Source organism: Streptococcus lishijunsis (assembly GCF_047290665.1).
Taxonomy (GTDB): Bacteria; Bacillota; Bacilli; order Lactobacillales; family Streptococcaceae; genus Streptococcus.
Genome location: NZ_JBLBUC010000002.1, coordinates 115,897 through 133,365 on the forward strand (window position 1 = coordinate 115,897; position 17,469 = coordinate 133,365).

Here is a 17,469-nt window from a genome sequence, read left to right on the forward strand (position 1 = left end):
TCTTATGACAGATAATTTACTTGATTTGGGATTTACTTATGATGAGGCTAGCGCAGAATCTAGTAACAATAGGCTATTTAAGGAGTTATTGCAAAACGACGAACAACTTTCTATATGCATTCCTGCTAAAAAACGTCTGTGGCTTGGTGATGTTACGATAGAACGTGGCGATATCACGATTTATGGTGGGGGAAGCTTAACTGCTAATTTGACATTTAAAAGTAATAAGATTAAGAGTAATGTTCACGTTAGAGATATAACGTTTATGTACGATACGTTGAAAGAAACAAATTGTCCTCTTATCTTTGAGAAAACAACTCGAGGAAGTATCAAGGATTGTCACTTTAAGAATTGTTATAAAGCTATTAGTTACACATCTCTTGATAGTGCTCAGCACTTTAGCCGATTCGTAATTGAAAGAAATTATTTCCTAGGTGTTCATTATGCACTTTATGGTGAGAAAAGTGTTTCTGGGAAACAGCCTTTGATTGCGGCGGACATTCACTTTATAGACAATATTGTTGAAGAGTGTTTTGTCACACACCTTCACTTAGAGGGATTTGACGGTGGTATTATCTCAAATAATACTTTCTTCTTCCCCTCCTATATGAGACGTCCGATGGATAAGAAGTACAATATTTACATTGACTATTGCGATTGGACCGTCATTTCAAATAATAACTTGTTTGAAGCGGGTCTGGATGCTATTCATGTAGAACATGGGCAACATTTAAACATCACTGGTAATAATATTGCTTGGTGTGGTCAACGCTTGGGAGGTTCTGGAATTAAGATACTTAATCTAGATAACGCTGGAGGACGTTTCAACATTTCTACTATATCGAACAATATTATCATGTACCCAACCGAATCTGGTATTTATCTTGACAATGTTGGTCACATTAATATGACTGGAAATAATATTTTTAGTGCGGGCAATTCAGGATATTATTATGGTGAAAAAGTCAACCTATCTTCTCTTGAGAAATGGGGAATCTATCTAGGTAGTCATTCAACAACTAACCTTATCACTAATAACATGTGTGCTCAAAATGCTATTAACAACCTTGGTTTAAAAAATTTACTTAAAGATAACGTTACTGCAGACGCTAGTGGAAATATTATCCAACCCAAATATAAAGATATCCAAGTCAGCTTGGAGAAGGATAGTAGAGTAGCAACAATCGGTACAGGAATTCCTAAAGATAAATTATTAGGAGCTACAGTTATTTATTCAGATGATGTTTATTACAATGTAGTAACTGCTTGTATTAACGAAGATGGATCAGTGACAGTAGTGAGTCCAGTAGCTTCACCGATGAAGCGAAATTATACCATTAGATTGAATCTATTGAAATAAGGAGGAAAGTAAAGTGCAAAATATACCAACAACGATTGATGTTGTTCGTTTTTTCTATATCTACCAAACCAATATTTGGATTTGGGTAACTATTGGTCTTGTCTTTTGTGATATTTTCTCAGGTCTTATCAAGGCTTGGGTTATGCATAGCATCAATTCGAGTATCGGTGTCAAGGGGCTTGCGAAACATTTTAGTGTGATTTTATTGACCATTGTTATCTATCCTACGGTGGTCTATCTGACTTTTGAGGAAGTTGCATGGATGATGTTAGCTCTAGTCATGGTGACCTATGCTATTTCTATAACAGAGAACTTTAGCGAAATAGGTGTTCCTATGCCTAGGGCAGTAGTTAGTCGCTTGAAAAAACTAAAGGATAATATTGATCCTGATGAGGACAAACCATGATTCTAGGACTTATTATCATGGTGTTTTATGGTATTGCATTTCTAGGGCTACTCTTAAGCCCGTTTGACACAGAAAAGGAGAAAGACGATGACAGTGAATACTGAAGCAGCAATCGCATGGATGATGGCACGTAAAGGTCGTGTAACTTACTCAATGGACTATCGCAATGGTCCCTCTAGCTATGACTGTTCTAGCTCTGTTTACTTTGCCTTACGCAGTGGTGGAGCTAGCGACAATGGCTGGGCAGTCAATACGGAGTATGAGCATGATTGGTTGACTAAGAATGGCTATCAGTTGATTGCAGAGAATAATGACGTTGTGGCACAGCGTGGTGACATCTTTATCTGGGGACGTCGTGGGCAGTCGGCAGGCGCCTTTGGCCATACAGGAATTTTCATTGACCCCGACAATATCATCCACTGTAATTTTGGTGACAATGGTATTTCCATCACCAACTACGACCGCACGGCACAAGCTAACGGTTGGCCATACATGTACATTTACCGTTACACGGGTGCACCTAGTGCGACGACAGGTGTCCAGCAAGCAGCGCAGTCACAGTTTGAGCGTGAGTTGGATGTTAATACCCCACTAGCCAAGTCTGATATGCCTTACTATGAGGCGAGTCTCTCCACAGACTACTACGTGGAAACGAGTCCTGACGTCAACTCTAAAGATAAGGAGTTCCTACCAGCAGGAACGAGAGTACGTGTCTATGAGAAGCAGAACGGTTGGGCACGTATCAACCATCCTCAAGCAGACCAGTGGGTAGAAGACAGCTACCTCATCAATGCGATGGATATGTAACGAGACAACCTCCCTACCAGATGGTAGGGAGGTTTTTTTATGTGTAAAAAATGGGCTATCTGGTAAAAAGAAATAAAAAGTATTGAAAAATCGAAAATAATGTTATAATCTAAATAGATAAGCAGAAGAAAGGAAGGGTAGCCTTATGAATAGGAAGACAACTTTTTTAGTCGCTGAAAATAGTTTTTTCAAAGGTATGGCTAGAGTTTTAGATGTAGGCTCTACTCGAAATAAACATGCTTATAGTGCTTCAAAGTCAGCAGAAGAAGCTGATACAAGAGCAATACTAAACGATTGGTCTATGGTTGGTCAAGATATTTGGAGAGCGTATGGGGAATTTAAAGAAAAAATCGAAGCCTAATAAAGAAGGACACCTATCAGAACAACAAGTTCTTGATATTATTGAAGAACAGCCGGAAGAAGTTCAAGAAGCTGTTGCTAACATGTTAATATCTGAGCAGGTGACTTATAAAGGGCCAATTCCTCCTCCCTCTCTATTACAACAATTTGATAACATCATACCTGACGGTGCGGATAGAATTATGAAGATGGCAGAAGCCCAATCTGGTCATCGAATCGAGATGGAGAAACTTGTTGTTAAAGCAAACAATAGGGATTCTTTCGCGGGAGTTCTTTTTGGGGGAACTATAGGTGTTGTTGCTATCTTAGGCTCTATTTGGCTGATTGCGAATGACAAAAATATTCAAGGTTTTATTTTGTTAATCGGTACTCTAGCTAGTTTGATATCTGTTTACTTAAAGGGCAATATGAGTGATAAAGAAGAATTAAGAGATAAAAATAGCTAAAAAAGCCTTTCAAAGGCTTTTTCTTTTACGAACAGATAGATAAGGAGGACAGAGCTATGCTTTATTATGATGATGTGAAACAAGCGATTGATAATGGTTATATTCAAGGAGATACAATCAATATTGTTAGAAGGGATGGAAAGATATTTGATTATGTATTGCCTGATGAGGAAGTCCGACCTTGGGAAGTGGTGACTGCGGAGAAGGTGGATGATGTTCTTAGGGAGTTGTATGGAGGGTAATTTTACCATTGGCAACACCCGTCAAACACCCGTCAATTGATTTTTATTTGTCATATTTTATCAGCTGATAGTTGTTAAAACTCTTGAAATATCAAGAGTTAATAGAGGATATGTAAGGATAAAATAGGTTGTTTTATCCCCTCCTCTCCTTTGTTAGCAAGGGGTATTTTAAGCACGCTACTAGCTACTATTGTGGTTAAACTATTTTTAGTGCTTGCATTGTGTGTTATTTATTGCTATAATACACTTAGAGTAATACAGATAGGAGGGGCGAAGTTAAGATTGACTTCGCCTCTTACTGTGTATGAAAATGTGCTTAGCACAAGTATTGATACAATTAGCAGCTATGCTAAGATTTGAGAAAAAGGAGGGAAAAATCATCGCAGCAGCAGATATTATTGCACGTGTAATCGAGGTTGTAACCCCAGCTATTATGGAGCCTTTTGAGTTGGTTGATGTGGAGTATGGTAAGTTGGGGAGTGACTATGTGCTCAGTATCTTGGTCGATAAGCCAGGAGGCATAACGGTTGAGGATACGGCAGATTTGACAGATATTATTAGTCCATTATTAGACACTATCAAGCCTGATCCTTTCCCAGACCAGTATATGCTGGAGGTATCAAGTCCAGGTTTGGAGCGTCCCTTAAAGACAAAAGAGAGTCTTGTCAATGCTGTCGGTCAGTATGTCAATATCAGTCTTTATCAAGCAATAGATAAAAGCAAGGTGTTTGAGGGAGACTTGGTAGCCTTTGATGGTGATACATTGACTCTTACTTATATGGATAAGACGCGTCAAAAAACCGTTGATATTCCTTACAAAACAGTAGCTAAAGCCCGTTTGGCTGTTAAACTTTAAGAAAGGACTTTTCTGGCTAGGAGAAGTAAGATATTATGAGCAAAGAAATGCTAGAAGCCTTCCGTATTTTGGAAGAAGAAAAACACATTGATAAGGCCGATATTATTGACGCTATTACTGAATCTCTAAAGGCAGCTTATAAGAACCGCTACGGTCAGTCTGAGAGCTGTGTCATTGAGTTTGACGAAAAGACAGCAGATTTTAAGATTTTTACTGTTCGAGAAGTCGTAGATGAAGTGTTTGATAGTCGTCTAGAGATTAGTTTAGAGGATGCTAGGGCGATCAATGCTGTCTATGAGCTTGGAGATAAGATTCGTTTTGAAGAGTCTGTGGCTGAGTTTGGACGCGTAGCGGCTCAAGCAGCTAAGCAGACTATCATTACCTTGATGCGTCGTCAAATGCGTGAGGTCACTTATAATGAATACCTAGAGCATGAGGGTGAAATCATGATAGGGACAGTAGAGCGCTTTGATGATAAGTATATCTATGTCAATCTAGGAACACTAGAAGCTCAGCTCTCTCATAAAGACCGTATTGTAGGCGAGCATTTCAAATCACATGATATGATTGATGTTTATGTCTATAAGGTTGAAAACAACCCTAAAGGTGTCAATGTTTTTGTTAGCCGTAGTCATCCTGAGTTTATCAAACGTCTTATGGAGCGTGAAATTCCAGAAGTGTTTGATGGCACAGTTGAGATTATGAGTGTTGCTCGTGAAGCGGGTGATCGTACAAAAGTCGCTGTGCGTAGCCACAATGCCAATGTCGATGCTATCGGAACGATTGTCGGTCGTGGTGGTAGCAATATTAAAAAAATTGTGAGCAATTTTCATCCAAAGCGTGTTGACCAAAAGACTGGTGTTGAGATACCTGTTGAGGAAAACATTGATGTCATTCAGTGGGTAGAGGATCCTGCTGAGTTTATCTACAATGCGATTGCACCTGCTGAGGTAGATATGGTGCTCTTTGATGATGAGGATAGCAAGCGTGCCACAGTGGTTGTTCCAGATAATAAGTTGTCGTTAGCTATTGGTCGTCGTGGGCAAAATGTTCGCTTGGCAGCGCACTTGACGGGCTATCGTATCGACATCAAGTCTGCCAGTGAGTATGAAAAGCTAGAAGCAAAGAAAGCTCAAACATTAGAAGAAGCACTTGATGCAACTATTGCTCTAGAAGAGAGTGAAGAAGTTGCAAAAGAGTTGACGATGATTGCAGATGAGCTGACTCAAGAAGCTAAAGAGCTTGTTGATACTGAGGATGCTCAAGCATAGAAATCGAGGTATTCTATGGCTAAGACAAGAAAAATACCTTTACGAAAATCGGTGGTGTCAGGCGAAGTCATTGATAAGCGAGATTTACTGCGTATTGTAAAGACCAAAGAAGGTGAGGTTTTTATCGATCCTACGGGTAAGCAAAATGGTCGGGGTGCTTATATCAAGCTAGACAATGACGAGGCTGCCTTAGCCAAAAAACAAAAGGTGTTCAATCGTAGCTTTGCAATGGATGTGCCAGATAGCTTTTATGATGACTTGATTGCTTATGTTGATCGCAAGATAAAAAGAAGAGAGTTGGGTCTTGACTAATATTGAGAAGTTATCACATATGATTGGACTAGCTCAGAGAGCTGGACGTGTTATTTCTGGAGAAGAGTTGGTCGTTAAAGCGATTCAAACGCAAAAAGCACAGCTTATTTTTCTGGCAAATGACACTAAGAGCAATCTAAGTAAAAAAATCACCGATAAAAGTAATTATTATCAAATAGAAGTCTCCACAGTGCTTTCGGCACTGGAATTAGGCGCTGCATTAGGTAAACCAAGAAAGGTTATTGCCATTACAGACGCTGGATTTTCAAAGAAAATGAGGACTCTTATGGACTAACAGAATAGGAGGACATAATTTGTCAAAAAAGAGATTATACGAAATCGCTAAAGAAGTGGGTAAGCCCAGTAAGGAGATCGTCTCTTACGCTAAAGAGCTAGGTTTGGCTGTAAAAAGTCATTCGTCTAGTGTTGACGATGCAGATGCTAAGCGTATTGCTGGGCATTTTACTGGCGCAAGTACATCAACATCTGTGACAAGTCCTAAAGCAGACATTAAAAAAGACAGCTCTAAGCCTACTAAAAGCGTAGAGAAGGCTAAAGTAGAGCCAAAAGAGCAAGATACGACAGCAAAAGTAGCTAGTAAGCCTCAAAGCCGTAATTTTAAGGCGGAGCGTGAAGCGAGAGCTAAAGAGCAGGAGCAGCGTCGTAAGCAAAGACGTCAGCATAATCGCAAGCCAGAAGGGCGTGCTAAAGAAGATGTCGCTAAGCCAAAGGCAGAGCGCAAGGAAAAATCCTCAAATGCTAAGTCTTTTAGTCATAAAGACAAATCTAATCGTCCTAACCAAAAGCAAACGCAGCAAGGACGCATTGATTTTAAAGCTCGTGCTAAAGCGCTCAAGGCTGAGCAAAATGCAGAATATTCACGCATGAGTGAAGAGCGTTTCCATAAAGAACAAGCTGCCAAGGAAGCTAGGAAAAAAGAGCAGAGAGCTGCTAAGGCTGAAAAATCACGTGACCAAAAAGAAGCGGTACCTCAAAAGCCAAAAGCTCCAGTCTCTCAAGTGGCAGCTCCTGTACAACAGGCTGTGGATACCCGTCGTAAAAAACAAAGTCGTCCTGAAAAATCACGTGATTATCAGCGTGATAACGAAGATGGACCAAAACAAACGAAAAATAAGAGAAGTTGGAATAGTCAAAACCAAGTGAGAAATCAACGAAATAGTAACTGGAACCCTAAGAAGAATAAAAAAGGGAAAAATAACCGTAATGCTGCTCCAAAACCAGTAACAGAGCGTAAGTTCCATGAATTACCGAAGGAATTTGAATACACAGAAGGCATGACGGTCGCTGAAATTGCTAAACGTATCAAACGTGAACCAGCTGAAATCGTCAAAAAACTCTTTATGATGGGAGTTATGGCGACTCAAAATCAATCTTTAGATGGTGAGACCATCGAGCTGTTGATGGTTGACTACGGTATTGAAGCACGTGCTAAGGTAGAAGTTGACGAGGCTGATATTGAGCGTTTCTTTGTTGATGATACTTATATCGATAAGGATAAGCTAGAAGAACGTCCGCCTGTTGTAACCATTATGGGACACGTTGACCACGGTAAGACTACCTTGCTAGATACCTTGCGCAATTCTCGTGTCGTGACAGGCGAAGCTGGAGGAATCACTCAGCATATCGGAGCCTATCAGATTGAAGCAGACGGCAAGAAAATCACCTTCCTTGATACACCAGGACACGCGGCCTTTACCAGCATGCGTGCGCGTGGTGCCTCGGTCACTGATATTACCATTTTGATCGTAGCCGCTGATGATGGTGTTATGCCACAAACTATCGAGGCCATCAACCACTCTAAAGCAGCGGGTGTTCCTATCATTGTGGCTATCAATAAAATTGATAAACCAGGTGCTAATCCTGAGCGTGTTATTGGTGAGTTGGCAGAGCATGGTGTTATCTCGACTGCTTGGGGTGGTGAGAGTGAGTTTGTTGAAATTTCAGCCAAATTTGGGCAAAATATCGATGAGCTCCTTGAGACAGTGCTTTTAGTAGCTGAGATGGAAGAACTCAAGGCAGACCCTAGTGTACGTGCTATTGGTACAGTTATTGAAGCACGTCTTGACAAAGGAAAAGGGGCAGTTGCGACTCTCCTTGTCCAACAAGGAACGCTTCATGTGCAAGATCCTATCGTTGTCGGAAATACCTTTGGGCGTGTGCGTGCTATGGTCAACGATCTTGGACGACGTGTCAAGTTAGCTGGTCCATCAACACCTGTCTCTATCACTGGTCTAAATGAAGCACCTATGGCAGGCGATCACTTTGCGGTTTATGCTGATGAAAAAGCAGCGCGTGCAGCTGGTGAAGAGCGTGCCAAACGTGCTCTTCTCAAACAACGTCAATTGACTCATCGTGTGAGCCTTGAGAACCTCTTTGATACGCTCAAAGCAGGTGAAGTGAAATCAGTTAATGTTATCATCAAAGCTGATGTACAAGGGTCTGTTGAAGCCTTGGCAGCGTCTCTTCTTAAGATTGATGTTGAAGGGGTTAAGGTCAATGTCGTCCATTCAGCAGTCGGTGCTATCAATGAGTCTGATGTGACCTTGGCAGAAGCAAGTGATGCCTTTATCATTGGTTTCAATGTTCGTCCGACTCCACAAGCTCGTCAGCAAGCTGACGCAGATGATGTCGAGATTCGCTTGCATTCTATCATCTACAAGGTCATCGAAGAAGTCGAGGATGCTATGAAGGGTATGCTAGATCCTGAATTTGAAGAAAAAATCATCGGAGAAGCTATTATCCGTGAGACCTTCAAAGTATCTAAAGTGGGTACTATCGGTGGTTTCCTTGTCACACGTGGTAAAGTGACACGTGATTCAAGTGTCCGTGTTATTCGTGATGGTGTGGTTATCTATGACGGTAAATTGGCAAGCCTTAAGCATTATAAAGATGATGTCAAAGAAATCGGTAATGCTCAAGAAGGTGGTCTTATGATTGAAGGCTACAATGACATTAAGATTGACGATGTGATTGAAGCTTATATCATGGAAGAAATCGAACGTCGCTAAGCTCATCATCTCATCATAAAGGCTAATAGTTAGCCTTCTAAGAAAAGAGGAAGTTATGGTAAATGCATTTCGTGCGGACCGTGTCGGAATGGAAATCAAGCGTGAAGTCAATGAGATTTTGCAAAAAAAAGTGCGCGATCCTCGTGTACAGACGGTCACTATTACAGATGTTCAAATGCTGGGTGACTTGTCTATGGCAAAAGTCTATTACACTGTCATGAGTGATTTGGCTTCTGACAATGAAAAAGCACAAATTGGGTTAGAAAAAGCCAAGGGAACGATTAAACGTGAGCTTGGTAAGCGTCTAACATTGTATAAAATCCCAGATTTAACCTTTATCAAAGATGATTCTATTGCTTATGGCAATAAGATTGATCAAATGTTAAGGGATTTGGAAAGAAAAGAGTAAGAAAAAAGGCGTTTAGCCTTTTTTCTTGTTTATTGTGTTGACAATTGTAGATAAAAGAGTTATATTATATCTACAAACGTAGATGAAAAAGGAGTGCTTAAGATGGGAATATCAAATGCAGAATGGGATGTGATGCGAGTTGTTTGGGTGAGAGAAGAGGCGACTAGTAATCTCATCTTTATGATTTTGTCAAGTCAGCGTCAGTGGAGTTTATCGACTATTAAGACTTTGTTAAAGCGTTTGGTGGATAAGGGCTATCTAAGGACAAAAAGGCAAGGGAAAGGCTATGTATATTCCGCACTTATCTCTGAGGATGAGGCTATGAATGTCCAGATTGATGCTCATTTTGCGAAGTATTGTGCACAAAAGCACCCCTTTATACTAGGACATTTACTTGAAAAAACGGATATGACAAAAGCAGATATTCTAGCATTGCAGACAATCTTAGCACAAAAAAAAGAAGTGGATGTGATTCTGTGTGATTGTATCCCAGGACAATGCCAATGTAAGGAACACTTAGAAGGAGACGCAAAGCATGAGTGATCAAGAGAGTGTATTTAGTATTGAGGGCATGACGTGTGCCTCTTGTGCCTTGACGATTGAAAAAGCTGTTACTAAACTCGAGCACGTAGATAGTGCTGTGGTGAATTTGACTACGGAAAAAATGACCGTGAGCTATCATGGGCAGAAGCAGACACAAGCGATCGAAAAGGCAGTAGCAGAGGTTGGTTATCAAGCCAAACCTTATGATGAGTCTTCCAGTCAAGACGACAGACAGCGTAAACAAGATGCTATTAAGCGTATTTGGTGGCAGTTTGTAGCTATGGCTATTTTCACGCTACCTCTTCTTTACATTTCCATGGGTTCTATGGTTGGTTTGTGGCTGCCTGAAATCCTGTCGTTTCATCACGCGCCTTTAGCGTTTGCAACGAGCCAATTGCTGTTGACTCTTCCTGTGATGGTTATTGGCTATCATTTTTATAAAAATGGTCTTTTGTCTCTCGTTAAAGGCCATCCTAATATGGATTCGCTTGTTGCTATAGCGACTCTAGCAGCCTTTTTATACAGTCTTTATAGTCTCTCTCATATCGCTATGGGAGATGTTCATCAAGTTCATGACTTGTATTTTGAGTCAGTAGCTGTTATTTTGACTTTGGTGAGCTTAGGAAAATATTTTGAAGGCTTATCTAAGGGAAGGACTTCATCAGCTATTGAAAAATTACTGACCCTATCTGCTAAGGAAGCTCGTCTTATCCGTGATGGTCAAGAGACTATGATTGCCATTGACAAGGTGCAAAGTGGTGATATTCTCATGGTCAAACCTGGAGAGAAAATTCCTGTCGATGCGACGGTATTATCAGGTGTGTCGTGGTTGGATGAGTCGATGTTGACAGGAGAGTCTATCCCCGTAGAAAAAGCTAAGGATAGCTATGTCTATGGTGGCTCTATCAATGGTCAAGGGGCTTTAGAGATTCGTGCGGATAAGGTCGGTAAGGAGACTCTGCTCGCTCAGATTATTCACTTAGTCGAAGAAGCTCAGCAAAGCAAGGCACCGATTGCTAAAATAGCAGACCGTGTTTCAGGTGTCTTTGTGCCGATTGTGATTTTGCTTGCGTTAGCGACGGGCTTCTTTTGGTATTTTGTCATGGGAGAGAGCTTTGTTTTTGCCCTTAAGACAGCTATTGCAGTCTTAGTCATTGCCTGTCCTTGTGCACTAGGCTTAGCAACACCTACAGCTATCATGGTGGGAACAGGTCGTGCAGCTGAAAATGGGATTTTATTTAAGCGTGGTGATATCCTAGAGATGGCACATCACGTGGATACCATTGTCTTTGATAAGACGGGTACCTTGACACAGGGTAAGCCAGAAGTGATTAAGATATCAAGCTATGGTATCTCTAATGAGCAATTGCTCCAAGAAGTGGCTTCTATAGAGCGTTTATCAGAGCATCCTTTGAGTCAAGCTATCGTCGCTAAAGCAAACGCCCTTGAATTGGAGGTTTTGGATGTGACTAACTTTGAGTCCTTGACAGGCTATGGGCTTAAGGGAGATGTCAATGGACACACGCTCTATATTGGTAATGATAAATTGATGCGTGATAAAATCATCAATATCCTACCAGCTCAAGAGGCGGTCCTTGAGAGCAGTCAGCTGGGACAGACACCGATTTATGTGGGTAGTGGCACTCAAGTGCTAGGCGTTATTGCTGTGGCTGATAAGGTCAAAGCAGACAGTCAAGAGACCATTGCTAAGCTAAAGGCAAGTGGCTTAGAGGTAGTTATGTTGACAGGAGACAACCCTCAAACAGCTCAAGCTATTGCCAAAGAACTGTCCATTGATAAGGTGATTAGTGATGTCTTACCAGACCAGAAAGCTAAAGCCATAGAGGACCTTAAAGCAGATGGACGAAAGGTTGCGATGGTGGGAGATGGTATCAATGATGCACCAGCTCTGGCTAGTAGTGATGTTGCTATTGCCATGGGAGCTGGGGCTGATATAGCGATTGAGTCTGCAGATATCATTTTGATGAAGCCATCCCTAGCAGATGTGACAAAGAGCTTGACGTTGAGTCGTCTGACAATCAGAGTCATCAAAGAAAATCTTTTTTGGGCTTTTATCTATAATATCTTAGCCATTCCTGTGGCTATGGGCGTATGGCATCTTTTTGGTGGACCTTTGCTCAACCCTATGCTAGCTGGGCTTGCTATGGGTTTTAGCTCGGTATCTGTGATTTTAAATGCCCTGCGTCTAAAAATTATGCGTTTATAAGGAGATATGTATGCAACACCATCATCATCCTAGGCTTGACAGCACTAAGCCCATTTTCATTGCTTTTATCTCTAATCTTGCTTTCTCCATTGTAGAGCTTATCTTTGGGACAATGTTTAACTCAAGTGCTATTGTAGCGGATTCTGTCCACGATTTTGGGGATGCTTTAGCCATTGGTTTGTCGTATTATTTTGAGCGTTTCTCTAAAAAAGAAAGTGACGGCGACTATACACTTGGTTATCTACGCTTTAGTCTTTTGGGGGCTATGTTGACATCGGTTATTTTGATTTTAGGTTCTTTATTTGTCGTTGTTGACAATATCGGAAAGCTAGCTCACCCAGAGCCTGTCAACTATAATGGGATGCTCATTTTAGGTATTGTGGCTATTATTGTCAATAGTTTAGCTAGTCGTGTGCTTGATGGGGAGCATTCAGAGCAGGAGTCTATCCTTAGTCTTCATTTTTTAGAAGATACCTTAGGTTGGTTTGCGGTGATTGTAGTCTCTATCATCTTGCGGTTTACCGATTGGTATATCTTAGATCCTCTCTTATCTTTGGCTATTGCGATTTTTATCCTCTATAAGGCTCTTCCTAAGTTTGTGACCAATTTGCAGGTCTTTTTGGAAAAACGTCCTGAGAGTTTAGCCATTGAGCCTTTAAAGCAAGAATTATTAGCCATTGACGGACTAAAGCGTATCAATCAGCTCAATGTCTGGTCAATTGATGGGCGTCATCACATTGCTATGGTGCATATCCAGTGTGATGAGAAAGCAGAGGTGGATTTGATTCGAGACCAAGTTCATCATCTTTTAGAAACACATCAGATTATCGAGTCAGCTGTTGAGTGTGATCGCAGTCGTTTTGAGCACCGCCATCATTGTCATCAGACAAAAAAGACTACATAGAAAGAGGTCATCATGGAACAAACGTATAGAATATCAGGACTAAAATGTCAAGGGTGTGTTGATACAGTGACCCAAAAGCTCTCACAAGTTAGAGGTGTGGAGCAGGTCAGTGTTGATCTTGACAAGTCTCAAGTCACGATCAGTGGCAAGCCCTTTAAACTCTCTTTAAAGAGAGCCCTAAAAGATACTAAGTATCGCTTAGGCGATAAGGTATAATATAATTGAGCCATCAGTGAGACATGACTGGTGGCTTTTAAGGTATCTTGTAAACGAATCCGATTTTTCTAAAAAGAATTGACAGTTTTAGTTGACTATGCTAAAATTAAATAAAGAAAACGTTTTCAATAATTTATCTTTTAGCGAGAAGATAGTCGTGTTTTAGGGTGTGTATAATGACGAGTTGAGTTAGGTCTATCCTAGCTTTTCTTATAGGAGATGCGTATGAAACGGTTGTTTATCTTTTTATCGAGCCTTTTTCTGGCAATGTTTACGATCATCCTCCTCAGGCAAAATAGTGATCAGCTTCTCTTTTCTCAGTACGAAATAGTTGATGTGATAGGTATTTTGCCAAATAAAGAAATAGCAGATAAAGCGATTGTCAACGCTAGGCTTGAGACACTAGCTAGAGAGACAAATAGTGTCATTGCAAGGCGCATTAGAGAACCCAATGCTTCTTTAGAGATTAGCTTTAGCTATGCGACTTATGGTGAGGGCAAGCTTGCTTTAGGCTTACAAAAAGCTTCACAGACTAGTCGTGAGGCTAGTGATATGATTAGTAGCTATCTCATCGTATCAGGCCCGCTAGAACAAGACGAGCTACTTAAAATGCTAAATAGCTTGGGCTACAATGCTGTGGCAATGCCTGCTCAGTCTTTGTTGAGCTTAGTCATTTATCTGATAGGTGATGAGATGGCTATCATGAGCCTTTTCTTGTCATTTTTGACGTTTGTAGCACTCACAATCATCTATCGTATCAAAGACCTTCGCTCAGCTGCTATCAAGCTAGTCAACGGTCAGTCTCTTTTAAATATTTTGTGTTTTGATATTAAGCGCGATAGCATCTCTAGCTTACTTAGCTTTGTGATTATAGCTGTTGGTGGTCTGCTGACTTTATTCTTCTTAGGGCTTTTTTACCCTATCATGCTGAGTCTTTATGTGATTCTCCTTGGTGCTTATCTTCTGGCCTTACTTTTTATATCAATAGCTTTATCCTTGATTTATATCTGTGGCTTGAAAGGAAGCTCTCTGGGACTTGTGTTAAAAGGCAAATTGCCTTTAAGGAGTCTGTTGAGTCTGATGCTTATGGCTCAAGCTTTTGCGGTACTCTTGGTTGGCTGGAGTCTTCAGCGCTTGACCAGTAGCTATGAGCAGTTGCAAGTAACCCAGTCGGCAAAGGCCCACTGGGATAAGGTAGATGATTATTATAGTTTGGAGTATAGCTATAGTGCTGGCTTTGATAATCAAGATAGCTTAGCCAATGCTTTTTATCACTTTGGACAAGAAGCGCTAGATGAGGGAGCTATCTATGTTTATACCCCTTTATTTCAATCAGCGTTAGCAGGTGAGATACAGCTTGCTAGTCCATCAATATATAGTCCAGAGGGCAATACCCTTTACGTGTCTGCATCTTATTTGGAAAAGGAAGCTATCTCTGTGTCATCTGCTTTTTTAGATAAGATGAAAGCATTGTCTTTAGGGGAGTTTGGGCTTATCATCCCTGATAAGCTGTCAGATAGAAAGGATGAGCTTACGGCTATCTATAGTGATTATATGGCGTCTTTTTCTAAAGAGACTGTCTATCAGGATAGCCAGATGACTTATGAAGTATCTGCCATGTCTGAGGTTATCTCAAGTGGTCACAAGCGCTTTACCTACACGACCAACCCTTTTGTGCCATTTTATGAAATCACAGACCCCATTATTGTGGTAACGAGTCCTAAGGCTATGGGCGCAAGACCTAATAATCAGCTTTTTTGGAGTAATACCTTAGCTGATGGCTTGAAAATCTTAGGCTATGATAGGGGGTTAGGCTTATTGAAAGACTACAATGTGTATCACTGGGTATCAGGCTTAACTAAAAGCACAGCCATTTATGACAGCCGCCTAATTGAGGCGTTGAGCCGTTTTGTGGTACTTGCTTGCGGTGTTATTCTTGGTGTAGTGACGTCTATCTTACTCTTTAATAGCATGAATCTGCTTTATTTTGAGCAGTTTAGACGTGAGATTTTCATTAAGCGTCTATCAGGCTTGTCTTTTGTAGCGATTCATGGCTATTACCTCTTAGCACAGACCCTCCTTATCCTTCTTGCTATAGGTGCTCTAGCTTATTTGAGGACAAGTAGCCTTGTTTTACTGAGTCTTATGCTAGTCTTTATGTCCAATATGCTTGTGATTTTAGCCCTCCAACACCATCAGCAAGAAAAGCTGGCTATGACTGTATTGAAAGGAAAGTAGCGATGATAAGAATCAATCATATGAGCAAATCATTTGCAGGCAGAGCCATTTTTGAGGATTTGTCGTTGACATTTGATAAAGGGTATATCTACGTGTTAAAAGGCGAGAGCGGAAGTGGTAAGACGACCTTGTTAAATATCATAGCCAAGTTAGAAGCCTATGATAGCGGAGAGGTGGACTATGAGGGAGAGTCTCTACGGAGTCTATCTTCTCATCGCTATTTTCGAGATGAGCTAGGTTATTTGTTTCAGAATCTAGGTCTTTTAGAAAATGAGACCATAGATGCCAATCTAGACTTGGCATTTACAGGAAAAAAGATGCCTAAAGCTGCTCGTCAGTCGGCAAAAGAAGCTGTGCTAGGTGCTGTTCATCTAGAGCATCTAGCGCTTGGCCAAAAGATATTTGAGCTCTCAGGAGGAGAGCAGCAACGCATAGCACTGGCCAAGCTCTTTTTAAAAGACCCACCGCTTATCCTAGTTGATGAGCCAACAGCTTCGCTAGATGAGACCAACAGCCAGGCAGTGATTGACCTTCTTTTAGCCCTGAAAAATGAGCATCGTCTGATCATCATCGCAACACATGACCCACAAATCTATAAAATAGCTGATAAGCTTATTGATGTGAAGGATGTCAAATCCTCTAAATCTTAGTAATCACCTTAGGAAACGTAAAAACTAGTCTTTGCTAGCTTAGTGTCATAGCGTAATATTATAAGGTGTCCTCTTTTAGTGTTAGTCTTTCTTTTTAGGCTTAAAAGTGCTACACTAAAGACAGTACAAAGATGAGATTGGAGAGCAGATGACGGTAAAATTGATTGCTATTGACTTAGACGGGACGCTTTTAGATAGCCATAAAGAACTGCCAAAAGCTAACATTGAGGCTATTAAAAAAGCGGTTGCGGCAGGTATAAAGGTTGTCTTATGTACAGGACGTCCAAAATCAGGTGTTCTACCTTATTTTGAGCAGCTAGGCTTGACGGGTCAAGAATACATCATCATGAATAATGGTTGCAGTATCTATCAGACCAGCGATTGGAGCTTGTTGCATTATGAGCGTCTGCTAGAGGATGATATTAGTTATCTAGTGCAGTTGTTAAATGAGTATCCACAGATTTCGTTGACCTTGACAGGTGATAAGAGTTATTATGTTTTGGCTGATTCTGTGCCAGAGCTTGTTGCTTATGATGCGAGTTTGGTCTTTGATGAGGCGAGAGCCGTTGATATGGCTCAATTAAAAGCCGAGCAGGAAGTCATTTTTCAAGCTATGTATATGGGAGAGGCAAAAACCCTTGATGCTTTTCAAGACCACATGGCAAAAGAGCTAAAGCGCTCCTTTAGTGTCGTGAGAAGTCAAGAGTATATCTATGAAGCGCTACCCAAGGGAGCGACCAAAGCGAGTGCTTTAGCGATTTTAGCACGAGATTTACAGATAGAAGCTAGCGAGATTATGGCTATCGGAGATGCGCTAAATGACCTTGAAATGCTGACCTTTGCAGGCGTAGGCGTTGCTATGGAAAATGCTAGTGAGGAGATTAAAAAAGCGAGCAACTTTGTAACCAAGACCAACGACCAAGCAGGTGTTGCTTATGCTATTTGTCACTATGCTTTGGGAGGTCGTGATGAAGTTTAGTTCACGCTTTATCTGGAGTGCTGTTTGCCTAGTGGCTATGCTTTTGAGTTTTGGCTTTAGGCAAGCTTCTCTTGGACTCGTCTTTTTGATTTTGGCAGCGGCAGCTGTCACAATCAAGTAACCATTCTCTTATTTTTAGAATATAATCTTTAATATACATTTTTATAAGAATATGATGAGATTCGAATGTTTTTCTTAGTATCTGAGGGCAAGC

The 17,469-nt window shown here is 40.9% G+C and carries 19 protein-coding genes and 2 pseudogenes; all 21 read left to right on the plus strand.

What is annotated here, in order from left to right; genetic code table 11:
- The first annotated feature begins 4 nt into the window (after nt 1-4).
- The 21 genes and pseudogenes from ACLN19_RS01875 to ACLN19_RS01975 all read left to right on the plus strand — a co-directional run bounded on the left by ACLN19_RS01875 (nt 5) and on the right by ACLN19_RS01975 (nt 17,376).
- A complete protein-coding gene (locus tag ACLN19_RS01875; protein ID WP_413382644.1) occupies nt 5-1,360 on the plus strand; it encodes a right-handed parallel beta-helix repeat-containing protein in 1,356 nt (451 codons plus the stop codon).
- A 13-nt stretch (nt 1,361-1,373) separates the two neighbouring features.
- Nucleotides 1,374-1,766: a phage holin family protein gene (locus ACLN19_RS01880; RefSeq protein WP_413382647.1), complete on the plus strand. Its 393-nt coding sequence runs from the start codon at nt 1,374-1,376 to the stop codon at nt 1,764-1,766.
- An 87-nt stretch (nt 1,767-1,853) separates the two neighbouring features.
- Nucleotides 1,854-2,573, plus strand: coding sequence for a peptidoglycan amidohydrolase family protein (locus tag ACLN19_RS01885; RefSeq protein WP_413382650.1), 720 nt, complete (start codon nt 1,854-1,856; stop codon nt 2,571-2,573).
- A 145-nt stretch (nt 2,574-2,718) separates the two neighbouring features.
- A complete protein-coding gene (locus ACLN19_RS01890) occupies nt 2,719-2,934 on the plus strand; it encodes a hypothetical protein (RefSeq protein WP_413382653.1) in 216 nt (71 codons plus the stop codon).
- Complete coding sequence (locus tag ACLN19_RS01895) at nt 2,903-3,379, plus strand: DUF2335 domain-containing protein (RefSeq protein WP_413382656.1); 477 nt, start codon at nt 2,903-2,905, stop codon at nt 3,377-3,379. The genes ACLN19_RS01890 and ACLN19_RS01895 overlap by 32 nt, the downstream gene beginning before the upstream one ends.
- Nucleotides 3,380-3,435: 56 nt before the next feature.
- The gene (locus ACLN19_RS01900) at nt 3,436-3,621 is read left to right on the plus strand and encodes a competence regulator inhibitor paratox (RefSeq protein ID WP_413382659.1); all 186 of its coding nucleotides are present in this window, start codon (nt 3,436-3,438) and stop codon (nt 3,619-3,621) included.
- A gap of 346 nt (nt 3,622-3,967) precedes the next feature.
- A complete protein-coding gene (gene rimP, locus ACLN19_RS01905; RefSeq protein ID WP_413382853.1) occupies nt 3,968-4,477 on the plus strand; it encodes a ribosome maturation factor RimP in 510 nt (169 codons plus the stop codon).
- A gap of 35 nt (nt 4,478-4,512) precedes the next feature.
- Complete coding sequence (gene nusA, locus ACLN19_RS01910; RefSeq protein WP_413382662.1) at nt 4,513-5,748, plus strand: transcription termination factor NusA; 1,236 nt, start codon at nt 4,513-4,515, stop codon at nt 5,746-5,748.
- Between the two features lie 15 nt (nt 5,749-5,763).
- A complete protein-coding gene (gene rnpM, locus ACLN19_RS01915) occupies nt 5,764-6,060 on the plus strand; it encodes an RNase P modulator RnpM (RefSeq protein ID WP_413382665.1) in 297 nt (98 codons plus the stop codon).
- On the plus strand, nt 6,053-6,355 hold the full coding sequence (locus ACLN19_RS01920) for a YlxQ-related RNA-binding protein (protein WP_413382668.1): 303 nt from the start codon (nt 6,053-6,055) through the stop codon (nt 6,353-6,355). Before rnpM ends, ACLN19_RS01920 begins: the two co-directional genes overlap by 8 nt.
- A 19-nt stretch (nt 6,356-6,374) precedes the next feature.
- Nucleotides 6,375-6,519, plus strand: a pseudogene (locus ACLN19_RS01925) (translation initiation factor IF-2 N-terminal domain-containing protein); the annotation flags it as partial.
- A gap of 362 nt (nt 6,520-6,881) precedes the next feature.
- A pseudogene (gene infB, locus ACLN19_RS01930) lies at nt 6,882-9,089 on the plus strand (translation initiation factor IF-2); the annotation flags it as partial.
- Nucleotides 9,090-9,144: 55 nt separating this feature from the next.
- Entirely contained in the window at nt 9,145-9,498 is a 354-nt protein-coding gene (gene rbfA, locus ACLN19_RS01935) for a 30S ribosome-binding factor RbfA (protein ID WP_413382671.1), read from the plus strand.
- Between the two features lie 102 nt (nt 9,499-9,600).
- Nucleotides 9,601-10,041, plus strand: coding sequence for a CopY/TcrY family copper transport repressor (locus ACLN19_RS01940; protein ID WP_413382674.1), 441 nt, complete (start codon nt 9,601-9,603; stop codon nt 10,039-10,041).
- Nucleotides 10,034-12,268, plus strand: a complete 2,235-nt coding sequence (locus tag ACLN19_RS01945) for a heavy metal translocating P-type ATPase (protein WP_413382677.1) — start codon at nt 10,034-10,036, stop codon at nt 12,266-12,268. The genes ACLN19_RS01940 and ACLN19_RS01945 overlap by 8 nt, the downstream gene beginning before the upstream one ends.
- A gap of 10 nt (nt 12,269-12,278) precedes the next feature.
- Nucleotides 12,279-13,172, plus strand: coding sequence for a cation diffusion facilitator family transporter (locus ACLN19_RS01950; protein WP_413382680.1), 894 nt, complete (start codon nt 12,279-12,281; stop codon nt 13,170-13,172).
- Between the two features lie 12 nt (nt 13,173-13,184).
- Nucleotides 13,185-13,388 carry a heavy-metal-associated domain-containing protein gene (locus ACLN19_RS01955; RefSeq protein WP_413382683.1) on the plus strand — a complete coding sequence of 68 codons (204 nt, stop codon included), beginning with the start codon at nt 13,185-13,187 and terminating at the stop codon, nt 13,386-13,388.
- Between the two features lie 225 nt (nt 13,389-13,613).
- Nucleotides 13,614-15,626 carry a DUF1430 domain-containing protein gene (locus tag ACLN19_RS01960; protein ID WP_413382686.1) on the plus strand — a complete coding sequence of 671 codons (2,013 nt, stop codon included), beginning with the start codon at nt 13,614-13,616 and terminating at the stop codon, nt 15,624-15,626.
- A 2-nt stretch (nt 15,627-15,628) separates the two neighbouring features.
- A complete protein-coding gene (locus tag ACLN19_RS01965; RefSeq protein WP_413382689.1) occupies nt 15,629-16,276 on the plus strand; it encodes an ATP-binding cassette domain-containing protein in 648 nt (215 codons plus the stop codon).
- A 148-nt stretch (nt 16,277-16,424) separates the two neighbouring features.
- Nucleotides 16,425-17,255, plus strand: coding sequence for a Cof-type HAD-IIB family hydrolase (locus ACLN19_RS01970; protein ID WP_413382692.1), 831 nt, complete (start codon nt 16,425-16,427; stop codon nt 17,253-17,255).
- Nucleotides 17,245-17,376: a hypothetical protein gene (locus ACLN19_RS01975; protein ID WP_413382695.1), complete on the plus strand. Its 132-nt coding sequence runs from the start codon at nt 17,245-17,247 to the stop codon at nt 17,374-17,376. The genes ACLN19_RS01970 and ACLN19_RS01975 overlap by 11 nt, the downstream gene beginning before the upstream one ends.
- The last annotated feature ends 93 nt before the right edge of the window (nt 17,377-17,469 follow it).

Excerpts from the sequence above, each read along its gene's own strand:
- ACLN19_RS01890 (WP_413382653.1), top strand. The coding sequence starts at position 2,719 with ATGAATAGGAAGACAACTTTTTTAGTCGCTGAAAATAGTTTTTTCAAA.
- ACLN19_RS01895 (WP_413382656.1), top strand. The coding sequence starts at position 2,903 with ATGGGGAATTTAAAGAAAAAATCGAAGCCTAATAAAGAAGGACACCTA.
- ACLN19_RS01900 (WP_413382659.1), top strand. The coding sequence starts at position 3,436 with ATGCTTTATTATGATGATGTGAAACAAGCGATTGATAATGGTTATATT.
- ACLN19_RS01955 (WP_413382683.1), top strand. The coding sequence starts at position 13,185 with ATGGAACAAACGTATAGAATATCAGGACTAAAATGTCAAGGGTGTGTT.
- rbfA (WP_413382671.1), top strand. The coding sequence starts at position 9,145 with ATGGTAAATGCATTTCGTGCGGACCGTGTCGGAATGGAAATCAAGCGT.
- ACLN19_RS01950 (WP_413382680.1), top strand. The coding sequence starts at position 12,279 with ATGCAACACCATCATCATCCTAGGCTTGACAGCACTAAGCCCATTTTC.
- nusA (WP_413382662.1), top strand. The coding sequence starts at position 4,513 with ATGAGCAAAGAAATGCTAGAAGCCTTCCGTATTTTGGAAGAAGAAAAA.
- ACLN19_RS01965 (WP_413382689.1), top strand. The coding sequence starts at position 15,629 with ATGATAAGAATCAATCATATGAGCAAATCATTTGCAGGCAGAGCCATT.
- rimP (WP_413382853.1), top strand. The coding sequence starts at position 3,968 with ATGCTAAGATTTGAGAAAAAGGAGGGAAAAATCATCGCAGCAGCAGAT.
- ACLN19_RS01960 (WP_413382686.1), top strand. The coding sequence starts at position 13,614 with ATGAAACGGTTGTTTATCTTTTTATCGAGCCTTTTTCTGGCAATGTTT.
- ACLN19_RS01970 (WP_413382692.1), top strand. The coding sequence starts at position 16,425 with ATGACGGTAAAATTGATTGCTATTGACTTAGACGGGACGCTTTTAGAT.
- rnpM (WP_413382665.1), top strand. The coding sequence starts at position 5,764 with ATGGCTAAGACAAGAAAAATACCTTTACGAAAATCGGTGGTGTCAGGC.
- ACLN19_RS01885 (WP_413382650.1), top strand. The coding sequence starts at position 1,854 with ATGACAGTGAATACTGAAGCAGCAATCGCATGGATGATGGCACGTAAA.
- ACLN19_RS01940 (WP_413382674.1), top strand. The coding sequence starts at position 9,601 with ATGGGAATATCAAATGCAGAATGGGATGTGATGCGAGTTGTTTGGGTG.
- ACLN19_RS01945 (WP_413382677.1), top strand. The coding sequence starts at position 10,034 with ATGAGTGATCAAGAGAGTGTATTTAGTATTGAGGGCATGACGTGTGCC.
- ACLN19_RS01875 (WP_413382644.1), top strand. The coding sequence starts at position 5 with ATGACAGATAATTTACTTGATTTGGGATTTACTTATGATGAGGCTAGC.
- ACLN19_RS01975 (WP_413382695.1), top strand. The coding sequence starts at position 17,245 with ATGAAGTTTAGTTCACGCTTTATCTGGAGTGCTGTTTGCCTAGTGGCT.